General features: G+C 59.8%; 11 protein-coding genes. 6 read left to right on the top strand and 5 right to left on the bottom strand.

Annotated features, from left to right (window positions below):
* Window positions 1-15 precede the first annotated feature (15 nt).
* The 3 genes from JF616_16500 to JF616_16490 all read right to left on the bottom strand — a co-directional run bounded on the left by JF616_16500 (window position 16) and on the right by JF616_16490 (window position 5,001).
* Complete coding sequence (locus tag JF616_16500; protein MBW8889357.1) at window positions 16-1,548, bottom strand: SpoVR family protein; 1,533 nt, start codon at window positions 1,546-1,548, stop codon at window positions 16-18.
* Window positions 1,545-2,909: a DUF444 family protein gene (locus tag JF616_16495; protein ID MBW8889356.1), complete on the bottom strand. Its 1,365-nt coding sequence runs from the start codon at window positions 2,907-2,909 to the stop codon at window positions 1,545-1,547. The genes JF616_16500 and JF616_16495 overlap by 4 nt, the downstream gene beginning before the upstream one ends.
* Window positions 2,910-3,021: 112 nt before the next feature.
* Window positions 3,022-5,001 carry a protein prkA gene (locus JF616_16490; protein ID MBW8889355.1) on the bottom strand — a complete coding sequence of 660 codons (1,980 nt, stop codon included), beginning with the start codon at window positions 4,999-5,001 and terminating at the stop codon, window positions 3,022-3,024.
* A 376-nt stretch (window positions 5,002-5,377) separates the two neighbouring features.
* Between JF616_16490 and JF616_16485 the strand changes: the two genes are divergently transcribed.
* The 4 genes from JF616_16485 to JF616_16470 all read left to right on the top strand — a co-directional run bounded on the left by JF616_16485 (window position 5,378) and on the right by JF616_16470 (window position 9,498).
* On the top strand, window positions 5,378-6,607 hold the full coding sequence (locus JF616_16485; protein ID MBW8889354.1) for an LL-diaminopimelate aminotransferase: 1,230 nt from the start codon (window positions 5,378-5,380) through the stop codon (window positions 6,605-6,607).
* Between the two features lie 105 nt (window positions 6,608-6,712).
* On the top strand, window positions 6,713-7,276 hold the full coding sequence (locus JF616_16480) for a hypothetical protein (GenBank protein MBW8889353.1): 564 nt from the start codon (window positions 6,713-6,715) through the stop codon (window positions 7,274-7,276).
* A 98-nt stretch (window positions 7,277-7,374) separates the two neighbouring features.
* The gene (locus tag JF616_16475) at window positions 7,375-8,385 is read left to right on the top strand and encodes an NAD-dependent epimerase/dehydratase family protein (GenBank protein MBW8889352.1); all 1,011 of its coding nucleotides are present in this window, start codon (window positions 7,375-7,377) and stop codon (window positions 8,383-8,385) included.
* Window positions 8,386-8,403: 18 nt separating this feature from the next.
* A complete protein-coding gene (locus JF616_16470) occupies window positions 8,404-9,498 on the top strand; it encodes a DegT/DnrJ/EryC1/StrS family aminotransferase (protein ID MBW8889351.1) in 1,095 nt (364 codons plus the stop codon).
* A gap of 51 nt (window positions 9,499-9,549) precedes the next feature.
* Here JF616_16470 and JF616_16465 read toward each other — a convergent pair whose 3' ends face one another.
* Both JF616_16465 and JF616_16460 read right to left on the bottom strand, forming a co-directional pair.
* Complete coding sequence (locus JF616_16465; GenBank protein ID MBW8889350.1) at window positions 9,550-10,287, bottom strand: acylneuraminate cytidylyltransferase family protein; 738 nt, start codon at window positions 10,285-10,287, stop codon at window positions 9,550-9,552.
* 4 nt (window positions 10,288-10,291) lie between these two features.
* Entirely contained in the window at window positions 10,292-11,212 is a 921-nt protein-coding gene (locus JF616_16460; GenBank protein ID MBW8889349.1) for a sulfotransferase, read from the bottom strand.
* Between the two features lie 144 nt (window positions 11,213-11,356).
* Here JF616_16460 and JF616_16455 point away from each other — a divergent pair, with 144 nt between their 5' ends.
* Window positions 11,357-12,694 carry an aminotransferase class III-fold pyridoxal phosphate-dependent enzyme gene (locus JF616_16455; GenBank protein ID MBW8889348.1) on the top strand — a complete coding sequence of 446 codons (1,338 nt, stop codon included), beginning with the start codon at window positions 11,357-11,359 and terminating at the stop codon, window positions 12,692-12,694.
* A gap of 134 nt (window positions 12,695-12,828) precedes the next feature.
* Window positions 12,829-13,752, top strand: a complete 924-nt coding sequence (locus JF616_16450; GenBank protein ID MBW8889347.1) for a class I SAM-dependent methyltransferase — start codon at window positions 12,829-12,831, stop codon at window positions 13,750-13,752.
* Window positions 13,753-13,797: the final 45 nt, after the last annotated feature.

Here is a 13,797-nt window from a genome sequence, read left to right as displayed (position 1 = left end):
TCGATTGTGCCGGGACTATTCCTGGGCGAATGACCCCAGGTTGATCTTCGAGAAGCCCTTGCCGTCGTAGGTCAGTTGGATGCGGGTTTCTGAGTTGCCTTCGACTTCTACGGTCTCCAGGTGCACGGGGCGGTCCCAGAGGAAGTAGACGTGGCGCAGGGTTTGGCGGGCGTACTCTTCTTCCAGCGTCAATCCGTCATAATAATGTTTCATGTAGAGTTCGCGCTTGCCGCCGTAGTCGCCGTCGGTCACCTTGATGAGGGGCACGCCGCTGTGGGCGAAAGAGCGCACCACCAGGTCCTTGATGACCTGCCAGTTGGTCTCCTCGACGCTGAATTCCTCCACGTTACCTTGCTGCTTGGAGCCGTAGATGTAGAGTTCCGCTTCCTCCACCACCTGCTTGTTCATGAACTCGTCCAGGAAGAACCAGTCCATGTGGGTGCGGCGCACTTCGAATACCTTCTCCAGGCCCTTTCCGGTCTTCAGGTCGATGTTCCACTTGTCCGGCGATTCGCTGCGTTCCCATTCGTGGCCGAACTGGCCGGCATCGTAGCGCTTCTCGATGTTAAGAAAGGTCTTTACGCCCAACAGGTACGGATTCAGCCCGAACGGGTTGCTGGCCAGCACGCGGGCATTGTAAAGGTTGTAGAAGCCGTGTTCCTCGGGGGTGAGGAAGCCGTCCTGGAACAGGCGCGTCATGATACGCATGTGCCAAAAGCTGGCCCAACCTTCGTTCATCACTTTCGTTTTCCGCTGCGGCATGAAGTAGATGGACTGCTCGCGCACCACGTTGAGCACGTCCAGTTCCCATTCCTCGAAACCGCGGGCCGAATGGCGCATGATGAAGCCCATCAAGTCGGGGTCCGGCTCGGCGGGGATCTTCTTCTTGAGCTTGCGGGCGTCTTCGCGCTTTTCCTCGAAGGATTTCTGGATCTGCTGCCCGTCGAAATCGAAAAGATCGGAGAAAGGGGTACCCACCCTGGGAGCCCTTTTTTTGGTCCCCTCCGGGTTTTCCGAGGGGACGGCGCTTTCCTGGAACAGGTCGGCCTCGATGTGCATCTGGATGGCCTGGGCCGAGTCCAACAAGCGCTCCACCTCGTCGATGCCGTAGTCCTCTTCGTACTTCCGCAGGCGCCCGGCGGACTCGCTGGCCGAGGTCAGCATGTCGCGGCGGGTGCGGCCGAAATAGATGTTGTTCTTCATGAAATCGTTATGGCCGTAGACGTGGGCCATCACCAACACCTGGATCGGGTAGGGATTGGTCTTCATCAGGAAGGCGCGCGAGGGGTTCGAGTTGAGCACCACCTCGTAGGGGATGCCGCCGCTGTATTCGTATTGGGTCCGCTGCTTCTCGTAATCCCGGCCGAAGGACCAATGGGAGTAATTCACCGGCAGGTTATAGGACATGATCTCCAGCATCTTCTGCGCCGGGATCACGTCGAACTCCTGGGGAAAGCAGTCCAAGCCGTATTCGGCGACCACCTTCTGGATATGATTGTCGGCCCTGACCAGCCGTTGCACCTCGTCCTTTTCCCTGCTGTCGCTCATACCTTCCTTTCCTTGGAAAAGAACACCTTGAGGGCCGGGTACACGTGGCCCTTATTTTTGAGGATCACGCCCGCCAAAGGCAATTCCGCCCGCTGGGCCAGGTAATACTCGAAGTCCGAGTCGCGATAGCTGGTATACCGCTCCAGGCTGAAGGTCTCTTCGAAGTTACGCATCAGTTGCTGGCCGTAAGCGACCTCGGTGCGGATTTCGCCGTAGCCCACCATGTTCGGGTTCCGGTCCATCAGGCGCTTCACGCTTTGCATGGTCTTGGCGGGATCCCAATCCTCGCCGTCCGAGAAGTGGAAGGCGTAGATGTTCCATTTCGAAGGCGGATAATCCGAATCGATCAGCTGGCAGGCCATGTCGTAAGCCGAGGCGCAGATGGTCCCGCCGGACTCGCCCTTATGGAAGAACTCGTCCTCGTCCACCAGCTTGGCTTCGCTGGTATGGGCGATGAAGCGGATCTCCACGTTGCGGTACTTATGCTTCAGGAACTCCACCATCCAGAAGAAAAAGGAGCGGGCCAGGTATTTCTTGGTGGTGGACATGGAGCCGGAAACGTCCATCATCGCCAGGATGACGGCGTTGCTCTGGCTCTCCATGTTCTCCTTCACCACGCGGTAACGGAGATCGCCATGCTGGATGAAGGGCTTCAGCTTGTCTTCGGAATCGCCGATTTCGGCTTCCCGCTCCGCTTCCGGCAAGGCCAGGATTTCCAACGCCTTCTGGTAATCCCCTTTGGCGCGGTTGAGCGCCCGTTGACAGACTTCCATGGGCAGACCCGTCTTCTCGGCCAGCTTGGAAACCGCGTCCGCGGTCCTCCGCAAGGCGTTGCGGAAGCTGCGCTTCTTGTCCAGATTGGGCTTAAGGCCGTGCCGCTCGATGTCCTCGAAGTTCCAGCCCGCTGGTACCAAGGTCTCGGCGATTTCCTTCTTGCGCAGATCGGGCAATTGGAGATCGTCCATCATCATCTGGATCAGCTCCTCGATGTCGACCTCGGTCTCCATGTAGTCTTCGCCGGCCGCGTCGGCGGGCTTCCCGCCCTTGCCTGGTCCCTGGCCCTCGCCGTTGGGCGCCGGCCTCCGGCCGATCACGTCGCCTTTATCCTTCTTGCCATGGCCTAGCCCGTAGCCGCCCGAGCCGTCGCCTTGGCCTTTGCGCTTGCCGTAGATGAACTGATAGGATTTGATGCCGCGGATGGGGATCTTGACGGTCTGCCCTTTGCGGCGGGAGATGATGCTCTCCTCCGAAATCACGTCCGCGATGTTCTCGCGGATCGATTCCTTGATCTTCTTCTGATGGCGGGCGACATCTTCCTGCCCGCGTTTGGAGAAGTCCCAGTCGACTTGGCGGACGGTCATAAGACTCCCTGTGATCTAGTTAGGGTACAGGGTAAAGGGTAAAGGGTTAAGGGTGGGTTAAATCCGGTATTCTTACCCTGTACCCTAAACCCTTTACCCTTTACCCTTTTCTTCACTCCTCTTTCCGCAGCACTTCGCCAACAAACTGCAGCAGGCGCTCCGCGTTCTTCTCCGAATAGCCCTTGCTCCGCAAGGCTTCGATGGCGTCCCCGCGGCGCTTCACCGTCTTGGGATCCTTCTTGTTCGGATCGGCGATGGTAAGGCTCACCACGTTCTTCAGATCGCTCATCAGCTTCTTCTCGATGGCTTCGTTCAGCGGCTGGTAGCTCTTGAAGTCGAAGGGCTTGCCCTGATCTATCGCATCCGACTTGAATACGAAGATGCCCTGGCGGAACTCGCGCTTGGCGTTCTCCGAGACGCCAATCATCTCCTCGATGGCGCGCATCAGCTTCTCGTCCGCTTCCACGGGTTCGCCGGTGACCGGATCGGTAATCTTCTTCTTGAGGCAGAAGGAAGTGCAGTTCTTGATGTAATTGTCGAACAGCGATTGGGCCTGATCCTCGTAGGCGAACAGGAAGGCGCGGTTGACTTCCTTCTTGGCGACCTCGCGATACTCGGCGTTCACGCTGCTCTTGTCCGCCATCAGGAGGCGCAGGTAGCGCTCGGCCTCTTCCTCGGAAAAGCCGATATGATGCCCGAAGTTGTTGCGCAGCGACCGGATCACGTCGAGGGGCATGATGCTGCCTTCCTTCTCCTTCTCCGAGAGGGCGACGTTGATGGCGTTCACCACGAATCGGGGGGAGATGCCGAACATGCCTTCGCCCTTCTTCTTGCCTTCCAGGCGCAGGGCCTTCAGATCCACCGGATCCTTCTCCTGCTCCATCACGGCTTCGCCATTGTAATAGCGCATCTTCTTGATGATATCCGGGCACAGGTTGGATTCGGTGAGGCGCGTGAGCACGGCGAACATGGCCGCGACTTCGAGCGTGTACGGCGCGATGTCGATATGCGAGAACTGCGAGCTCGCGATCATCTTCTTGTAGATCTTCACCTCGTCGTCCACGCGCAGATTGTAGGGCACGTAGATCGGGTACATGCGATCGTGGAGGGCTTCGTTCTCCTTGTTGGCCTTGAACTTGTCGAACTCGGTCTGGTTGGTATGCGACAGGATCACGAGATCGGTATAGATCTGGGGGAAGCCGGGCACCTTGATCAACTGCTCCTGCGCCACCGTGATCAGCACGTAATGGAATTTGATATCGCACTTCAGGATTTCGATGTACTCGATGAGCCCGCGGTTGCTGATCTCCAACTCGCCGTCAAGGCTATAGGCCCGCGGATCCGTCTCGCCGTACTCCGTGATCTTGGAGAAATCCACGTGGCCGATCAGTTCGGAAATATCCTGGTTCTTCGGGTCGCTGGGCTGGAAGGTGCCGATGCCGCGGCGGGCGCGTTCGGAAAGGGTCAGCTGACGCACCTTGACCTTCTCCCACAAGACGTTGCCTTTGTCGTCCTTCAATTCGGCGTTGTTCAGGAGGCGATGCCGGCAGATGGGGCACAGATCGCCCTCGATCTTCACGCCGCCCAGGACCTCCTCCCATTTGGCGCGGTCATGGCGCGGCACCAAATGGAGCGGTTCTTCGCTCATGGGGCAGCCGTCGATGGCGTAGATGGGCATGGCGGCCGAATATTCCTCGAGGCGCTTTTTCAAAAGGCTGGAGATGGAACTCTTGCCCGAGGACACGGGACCCACCAGCATCAGGATGCGTTTGCCCGTTTCGGTGCGGCGCGCGCCGGCGTGCAGGAATTTCACGATGTCGTGGATGGATTCGTCCACGCCGAAAATATGGTCCTCGAAGAAATTGTAATGCACCAGATCTTCGTATCCCGGGAGCAGCACCTTTTCCTCGGTGGGCTTGGTCCCCTGGCCGATCATCATGTTGTAGAGCCGGCTCGGGGCCGACATGGCGATGGCCGGGTTCGCTTTCACGAGCTCCATGTATTCGAGACAGGTGCCGGACCAGGAGGCGGCGCTTTTCTTCGCGCGGTTCTCGTTGATGATGGATTGGAAATCTTTATTGTCGCTGGCCATGGGTGGGTTCCCCTTCCCCTATATATTACGGTTTTCCGTCCTCAAAAAACAGGAATTTGCAACGGGTCTTGGCGCTATGGGTGGATTGCCTTCCCCGGAACGGTCGGTATCCGGGGTATTGACAAGGGTTTGACTCGACATCGGTCCAATTGGCATGGCAGCCGCTTTCGAAACCGAGTTACGATGCGCCGGAAATTCCGCAAACCATGTGCGGCGCCGGAATCTCAAGTGTATGTCTTGGGAGCCGCTCCGTCCAACCGAAATCGGCGTTGGAATTCTCCAAAAACCTTTCCGCCGCTCAATCCCCGGAACGAGCATAGACCCGATTTTGTAGATTTCCGCACCTTAAGGAACCGCATTCATCCAGGAACGGACCATGGCTAAGATCAATTCGAACTACCAGAAGCTTCAGGCCGGCTACCTTTTTCCGGAAATCGGCAAGCGCGTGCGCGCCTACGCCGCGGAGAATCCGGACGCGAAGATCATCCGGCTGGGCATCGGCGACGTGGTGCTGCCTTTGCCGGAGCCCGTGCTCCAAGCCCTGCGCAAGGGCGTGGACGAGATGGGCAAACCCGAAACCTTCAAGGGCTACGGCCCCGAGCAGGGCTATGATTTCCTGCTCGATGCCATTTCCGCCCATTTCAAGTCCCAAGGCGCCCATGTCGCTCCCGATGAGGTATTCGTCTCGGACGGTTCGAAATGCGATACCGCGAATATCCAGGAGATCTTCGATATCGATAACGTGGTCGCGGTGACGGATCCCGTATATCCGGTATACGTAGACACCAACGTCATGGCCGGACGTACCGGTCCCTTCGAAGCGGGCCGTTACGGCAAGCTGGTATATATGCCCACGACGGCGGAGAACGGCTTCGATCCGGAATTGCCCAAAGGAAAAGTCGATCTCATCTACCTGTGCTCGCCGAACAACCCGACCGGCGCGGTCATGTCCCGGGCATCCCTGGAGAAATGGGTCGCCTACGCCAAGGCTAACGAGGCCATCATCCTTTTCGACGCCGCCTATGAGGCCTTCATAACCGAGAAGGGGCTGGTCCGCTCCATATACGAGATCCCGGGAGCCCGCGAAGTGGCCATCGAATTCCGCAGTCTCTCCAAGACCGCCGGCTTTACCGGGACGCGCTGCGCCTACACCGTGGTGCCCAAGGACCTTAAGGCCCGCGACCAGAAGGGCGAATGGGTGGCGGTGCACGGCCTTTGGAACCGTCGCCAAACCACCAAGTTCAACGGTGTCAGCTACCCGATCCAGAAGGCCGCCGCGGCGATCTTCACGTCGGAAGGCGCCAAGGCCATCCAGGAAAACATCGCCTACTATATGGAAAACGCGCGCATCATCCGCGAAGGCCTAAAGGCCGCGGGTTTTACCGTGTATGGGGGCGTGAACGCGCCTTACATTTGGCTGAAGGTGCCGCAAGGCCTCACTTCCTGGCAATTCTTCGACAAGCTGCTTACGGAAGCGCAAGTAGTCGGAACGCCGGGTTCGGGATTCGGGAGTTGCGGCGAAGGCTACTTCCGCCTGAGCGCATTCGGATTCCGCCCGAACGTGGAAGAGGCCGTGGGCCGCATCCGGTCCAAGCTAAAGCCTTAGCGCCGGCGCGGATTCCAGGGCTCCGCATGGATTGTTTGCAGGTAGGCGTGGATTTACCTTTCTTTCGCTGTGAACGGACGGGCTCCGAGCGGGCCGGGAGACATCATGACTAAATGGTTTAGCGTTTTCGCGGTAGCCTTTCTGCTGGCCATGGGGGCATGGGCGGAAGGCCGGAATTTCGGGGTGGGCGTCGTATTGGGCGATCCCACCGGCTTTACGGCCAAGTATTGGACCAGCTCCACCACCGCCCTCGACTTCGGGTTGGGATGGTCGGGCTACTGGAATCAATCCGGGTATTACGACCCTGCCTGTAATGACGGGGTTTTCTACCGCGATCACCAGGGATATTGCGACAGGCGGTCCTACGATTACCGCGATCGGTACGGCTACGGATGGGATATTTTCCATGTCCATGCCGATTACTTGTTCCACAATTTCGACCTCATCCGCGCCACGGAGCGGTTCCCGCTTTTCTACGGTCCCGGAATCTCGGTCAATTATTACGACTACAATTACCTGCAAATCGGGATCCGCGGGGATTTCGGCATCGCTTGGATGCCGCGGCGGGCGCCGATGGATTTGTTCCTGGAGATCGCCCCCACCCTCGACGTCTTTCCGGGCCCTCACCTGGGCGTAAGCGCTGGTTTAGGCGGCCGGTATTACTTCTAGCCCGTGAGACCGCCCGGGCGGCGTTACCCATGGCCGCTATGCGCAATTCCTCTCGGGAGGGCTAGAGTCCGCTCCCGCAAGAGTGGTATCCTTGGGGCATGGGTAATCATGCCTCGGAAAGCTATTTCGCCGGGACCCGCATCCTTATCACGGGCGGGCTCGGGTTCATCGGATCCAATCTCGCGAGGCGGCTGTGCGCCATCGGCGCCCGCCTGACCCTGGTAGACAGCCTCATTCCCGAATACGGCGGGAACCTTTTCAACATCCGCGACCTCGAGGACAAGGTCAAGGTGAACATCACCGACGTGCGGGACCCGTACGCTATGGCCTACCTGCTGCAAGGGCAGGATTTCCTTTTCAATCTCGCCGGGCAGACCAGCCACCTCGATTCCATGTCCGACCCGCGCACGGACCTGGAGATCAACGCCGCCTCCCAGCTTTCCATCTTGGAGGCCTGCCGAAAGCATAACACCTCCATCAAGATCATCTTCGCCAGCACCAGGCAGCTTTACGGGAAGCCTCAATACCTCCCGGTGGACGAGGAACACACGGTGCGTCCGGTGGACGTGAACGGGATCAACAAGCTGGCCGGCGAATGGTACCACATGCTTTACAACAACGTGTACGGCATCAAGGCCGCCGCGCTCAGGCTGACCAATACCTACGGCCCCGGGATGCGCGTCAAGGATGCCCGCCAGACCTTCCTGGGCATTTGGCTGCGCCAGCTCATCGAAGATAAGCCCATCAAGGTGTACGGGGACGGGACCCAGATCCGCGACTTCAATTACGTCGATGACGTGGTGGATGCCATGCTATGGGCGGCCCTACAACCTTCGGCCTACGGCAACGTCTATAACCTGGGCAGCAAGGAACGGATCAACCTGAAGTCCGTGGCCGCGACCCTGGTGGAATTGGCCGGCAAAGGTTCCTATGATCTGGTTCCCTTCCCGCCTGATCGCAAGGCCATCGACATCGGCGATTACTATTCGGATTACTCCAAGGCCCAAGCCGCATTCGGTTGGGAGCCGCGCGTCCCCCTCCACGAAGGCCTCGATCGCACCTTGGCCTATTACCGCCTGCACGGATCCCATTATTGGGACGCGCGCTGAGCGCCCTCAGGAACGCCTATGATCCAGATGAATGAATTCCGGGCCGAGCCCGAAGAATTGCTCCGGGCCCAGGCCGCCGCCGCCGAACGGGTCATCCGCTCGGGCTGGTACGTCTTGGGGAACGAAGTGAAAGCCTTCGAAGCCGCCTGGGCCGCGCGTTGCGGGCTCCCCCATTGCCTGGGCGTCGGCAACGGCATGGATGCCATCGAGATCGGATTGCGCGCCTTAGGGATCGGCCCCGGGGATGAAGTCATCACCACTCCGATGACCGCATTCGCCACGGTGTTGGCGGTGATGCGCGCCGGCGCCGTCCCGGTGCTGGCCGACATCGATCCCGGCACGGCCCTGCTCGATCCGGCCAGCGCGGAACGCTGCCTATCGCCCCGCACCAAGGCCATTCTGCTGGTGCATCTGTACGGGCAAATCCGGGACATGGACCATTGGCTCGCCCTCTGCCGCGGGGCCGGCATCGCCTTGGCCGAGGATTGCGCCCAATCGCATTTGGCAAGTTGGAATGGCCGCAGCGCGGGAAGTTTCGGGGAGTTCGGGGCTTATAGCTTCTACCCGACCAAGAACCTTGGCGCATTGGGCGACGGCGGCGCGGTGGTGACCGCGCGGGCGGATCTGGCCGAAGCCATCGGGCGCCTCCGCAATTACGGGCAAAGCCAGCGCTATCATCATCCCATCCTGGGCCTCAACAGCCGGCTTGACGAAATGCAAGCGGCGTTGCTTTCCGCGCGCTTGACTTGGTTGGAAAAGTTCGGGGAGCGGCGAAGGGCCATCGCGCTCGCCTATCGGAAGGGCATCCGCGAAGGGCGAGTACGCCTATTGGGCGCGCCCAGGGAAGATCAGAATCACGTCTATCATCTTTTCGTGGTGATCTGCGAAGAGCGCGAGGCCTTGCTGGCCCATCTCAAGGACAGGGGCGTGGAAGCGCAAATCCACTATCCCATTCCCGTGCATCAGCAGGCGCCCTGCCGGAACATCGCACGGGATCCCGCCGGGCTGGCGCGCGCCGAAGCGCATGCCCGCCTTTGCATTTCATTGCCCTGCCATCCCCAAATGAGCGACGGCGAGATCGAGGCAGTGATCGCCGCCGTCAACGCGTTTTAGGGTCCCAAACGGGATGAGGCCGACGCCCGCGCGGACTTTTTCAACACCCTGTTAAAGCTTGCGGCCGTGCACCGCGTCCATGTCCACCCGCTTGCGGTCGATCATGAACTCGGCCCAATCCCAATCCACCGGCTCATCGATCTCGAGCGCGCATTCGTCGGGGACCAGGAAAGGCAAGGTGAGATCGGTATAGAAGGACTTATTCCGACGGAAGCTGTCCCACTTGGCGATGTAGAAGCCGCCGCTGGGAGTGACCTCGATTTGCTCATCCTGGCGCCGGGTGATGGCGCTGCGGCGGATATTTTCCGCGAGGACGTCCAGGTACCGCGTCATGGGTTGCACGAACACGGTCGAGGGCCGCACTTGGCGGACGGCCACGATGTTCTCGGAGTCTTTATCCGCTTGCAAACGATCGGCCGCTTCCTTCAAATGCCGGGCATAAATGAACGGCGAGGTCGGTTCCAGCACGCATACGGCGGAATAGCTTCGCCCATGGCTCTCGGCCCAATCCATGGCGTGCAAGACGACGTCGCTGGATTTGGCCGTATCGGAGGCCAAATCCGGCGGCCGCAAGAAGGGCGCGCTGGCTCCGCGCGAGCAGGCGATGTCGGCATATTCGGCGCTGTCGGTGGAGATCCAGATATCTTCCGGACGGGCGATCGCGTTGGCGGAAATGATCCGGTGCGCCAACAAGGGAAGGCCGCCCAAGGGTTTGATGTTTTTGTGCGGGATGCTTTTCGAGCCGGAACGCGCCGTCATCAGCCAGAGCACGCCATCGGTTTTAGCCATCGCCTTATTCCTTCATCAGTCCGGCCACGTAATCCGGATCGGAAAATCTCAGCGTCTCGGCCCGTTCGGTGGATGAAAGGCCGTCCAAGAGGGACTTTTCCATGGCGCTATGGTCCTTCACGGAAGCGAGAATCCGCTCCGTGCCGGGCGTCATTCCAAGCCCCAACCACCTTGCCAAATCGCGCACGGCCGGCGCCGGCTCCTTGAGCAAGCGATCGTAGGAAAAGAGGTAGGGACCCTGGACGCCATTGAGGGCGGCGTACATTTCGCGGTAATACAAAGCCGAGCGTTCCAAGGCCGACATACGGGGCCAGGCGGCGCGTTTGGCCTCCGGGACCCAGTGCGGCCGTAGCATCCCCTCATCGAAAATCCCGTTCCACACGAGCCCGCGCGTCCGCAGGGTCTCATCCGAGAACCATTCCTTCTTAAGCAGGGAGGCGATGCATCCGTAAGCCTCGCGATGGGTCAGCACGAAACGCATACCAGGATAAATTTCCTTAAGCCTGCCCACGAACGGGGTCACGTCGGTCATCTTGACCGCGAGCACGGCGCCGCGGGCCTTTTCCATGGCCGACAGCTTCCCCAGGGACACGCCGGTACGCGCTTTGATTTCGGACTCGGACTTGACCTTCAGGATGCTGCTCTCGTCCTTCTCGTTGAAGTTCCAGGCGCGGCCGGCCACCAGTTCGATCAGCTTTTCCTCGTATAGGTAGGTCTCGAAGAGGAGCTGGAATTCCCTGCGGGGAAGACGGGCGACGAGCGGGATGAGGGTATGCAACATCGCCGATTCGTATACGTATTCGATACCGGCGAAAGTCTGGAGGATCCGACCCGTCAAGGTCGAGCCGGTGCGGCCGGGCCCGACGATGAGGATGCATTGATTGGCTTTTTCGTAGGCGTCCTGATGGACCAGGTATTCGGGCATGCCCGATCTTAACCCTGCCCAGGCGCGCAGGTCAACCGCCGTTCTAAGAGCCTCTAAGCTTGCCGGCGCGTACGGAATAGCATTAAAATCGGAAGAGCGTCGGACCCGCCGCCATTACGAAAAGAAGACGGAAAGAAGAGACCTATGGAGAAAAGACCGTTCCCCGCGTCCAAGGGCGCCGAGCTCTGGAACCGCGCCAAGAAGATCATCCCAGGCGGCAACCAGCTTTTATCCAAGCGCAGCGAGCGTTTCGTTCCCGGCATATGGCCGGCCTATTACAGCCGGGCCAAGGGCTGCGAAATCTGGGGCGTGGAAGGCGAGCATTATATCGACTTCGGCGGGATGGGCGTAGGGGCCTGCATCCTCGGGTACGCCAACGACGAGGTGGACGAAGCGGTCATCCGGGCCATCCGCGACGGATCGATGTCGACCTTGAACTGCCCGGAGGAAATCGAATTGGCCGAGCGGCTCTTGGCCCTGAATCCCTGGGCGGGCATGGTGCGTTTCGGCCGGGCGGGCGGCGAGGCTTGCGCCATCGCTATCCGCATCGCGCGGGCCGCGTCAGGCAAGAACAAGGTGGCTTTCTGCGGCTACCATGGCTGGCACGATTGGTACATCTCCTCCAACCTGGCCGAGGGCAGCAACCTCGACGATCAGCTTCTGCCGGGCCTCTCGTCCCGGGGCATCGCCCGCGGCTTGAGTGGCACGGCCCTCCCCTTCCGCTACAACCGCCTCGACGAATTGGAGAAAATCGTGTCCGCCCATGCCGGCGAAATCGGCGTCATCATCATGGAGCCGGTGCGCGACAACCCGCCCGAACCCGGCTTCCTGGAAGGCGTGCGCCGCATCGCCGATCGAATCGGGGCCGTACTAATCTTCGATGAAGTGACATCGGGATTCGTCATGAACTTGGGCGGGGTCCATGCGACCTTGGGAGTCGACCCGGATATCGCGGTATACGGAAAGGCATTGGGCAACGGCTATCCCATCACGGCCGTGGTCGGCAAAACGGCGGTGATGGACTATGCCCAGGAAACCTTCATCAGTTCCACCTTCTGGACCGAGCGCGTGGGTTTTACGGCCGCGCTGAAGGCCATCGAAGTGATGGAAAAGACGCGCGTGCACGAGAAAATGATCGCGCAGGGCCACCATATATCGGCCATATGGAAACAAAGCGCGGCCCGGCACGGCCTCGCCGTGCACACCGAGGAGGGAATGCCTCCCCATGTCCATTTGGGGATCGAAAACGATCCCGATCTGGCCGTCCATACCTTGCTTACCCAGGAAATGCTGCGCCTGGGCTACCTGTACGCGCCCTCCATGCGCTGCAACCTGGCCTATACCGATCCCATCCTGGAAGGCTACGCCCGGGCCATCGATCAGTGCTTCGCCATCGTGGGCAAGGCCGTAAAGGCGGGCACCGTCCGTTCGCAGCTTCTCTCCCCCGCCCCGGCGAGCACCGGCTTCAAACGCTTGACCTAGAGTCCCTAATAGAATGCGGGCGAAGAGCAGCCGAGCCCCTATTCTATTAGGGACTCTTCATAGGAACGCGGTCGGTTTATTGCAATGGCCGTCCCGATTGGGGATAATGGCCGCATTCGCTCGTGGAGGGCTCGATGTTGGATAAGTTGGATACGCTGGAAACTTGTCAATTGTGCGGAGGCCGGGAGTTCCTGGGCCTGAACGGGATCGTCTTCAAGCCCGACCCCCTCAAAGCCACCTTCAAGCTGCGCGATGAGGATACCGGTTGGCATATTTGCCGCCGTTGCTCCTTCGTCTTCCAGAATCCGCGCCTCAATCGTGGTTTCGTAGAAGAGTTTTACGGCCGTTCCGATTATCACCAGGGGAAAGAGATCGTCGAAGGGCAGATCAACCACACCCTGCTTTCCCTGGCCCGCCGCGAGCTCTACCTGGGGCTGAACGGGATCAATATCGCCGCGACGCGGAACGCCACCTGCCTGGACTTCGGGTGCGGAACCGGAGGCGCCCTCAATTTCCTGGCCGAACGCGGCAACGAGGTGTGGGGCGTGGAGTTGGATCGCCGCGAGGTGGAATTCGGCCGCAAGCATTACCGAATCAATTTCGTGCACAACGTGAAGGAGATCCCCGAAGCGACGCGCTTCGATTTCATCTTCACCCACCACTGCCTAGAACATATGTACGATCCGAACGACTTTTTCGCGTATGCCTCGCGCGCCTTGAAGCCGGGCGGCCTCTTGATGATCTCCTTGCCGACCTGGCGCTATTCGGATACCATGAAGTTCATCAACGGGTTCGACATCTCGGACAATAGCATGTTCGACCACGTGTCCTTGGCCGGCTTCCTGAACAAGTACGGCCTGTTCCAATTTTCCCACATGTACCAGAATGCCGACGATTTCGAACTCGTGGCGCTGGCCCGCAAGTCGCCCAGGAAGAACCACTACGTCGTCAACCTGGAAGAGTCCCTGGCGGAACTCTACGGCAACGTGGCCAAGCGCCACGCCGATCGCCTCGCCGAGGGAACTCCCGCCGCCAACCCGATCATCGTCCGGATGTAAAAGATCATCAGGGCATGAACGATCGTCCGGACTCGGATGATCGTT

Source organism: Fibrobacterota bacterium, from assembly GCA_019509785.1.
Classification (GTDB): Bacteria; Fibrobacterota; Fibrobacteria; order UBA11236; family UBA11236; genus Chersky-265.
Note: the sequence above shows the minus strand (reverse complement) of the source record. Positions and strands in the feature narration are given on the sequence as shown.

Coding starts and splice junctions, on each gene's coding strand:
- JF616_16500 (MBW8889357.1), bottom strand. CDS start 1,548: ATGAGCGACAGCAGGGAAAAGGACGAGGTGCAACGGCTGGTCAGGGCC.
- JF616_16495 (MBW8889356.1), bottom strand. CDS start 2,909: ATGACCGTCCGCCAAGTCGACTGGGACTTCTCCAAACGCGGGCAGGAA.
- JF616_16490 (MBW8889355.1), bottom strand. CDS start 5,001: ATGGCCAGCGACAATAAAGATTTCCAATCCATCATCAACGAGAACCGC.
- JF616_16485 (MBW8889354.1), top strand. CDS start 5,378: ATGGCTAAGATCAATTCGAACTACCAGAAGCTTCAGGCCGGCTACCTT.
- JF616_16480 (MBW8889353.1), top strand. CDS start 6,713: ATGACTAAATGGTTTAGCGTTTTCGCGGTAGCCTTTCTGCTGGCCATG.
- JF616_16475 (MBW8889352.1), top strand. CDS start 7,375: ATGGGTAATCATGCCTCGGAAAGCTATTTCGCCGGGACCCGCATCCTT.
- JF616_16470 (MBW8889351.1), top strand. CDS start 8,404: ATGATCCAGATGAATGAATTCCGGGCCGAGCCCGAAGAATTGCTCCGG.
- JF616_16465 (MBW8889350.1), bottom strand. CDS start 10,287: ATGGCTAAAACCGATGGCGTGCTCTGGCTGATGACGGCGCGTTCCGGC.
- JF616_16460 (MBW8889349.1), bottom strand. CDS start 11,212: ATGCCCGAATACCTGGTCCATCAGGACGCCTACGAAAAAGCCAATCAA.
- JF616_16455 (MBW8889348.1), top strand. CDS start 11,357: ATGGAGAAAAGACCGTTCCCCGCGTCCAAGGGCGCCGAGCTCTGGAAC.
- JF616_16450 (MBW8889347.1), top strand. CDS start 12,829: ATGTTGGATAAGTTGGATACGCTGGAAACTTGTCAATTGTGCGGAGGC.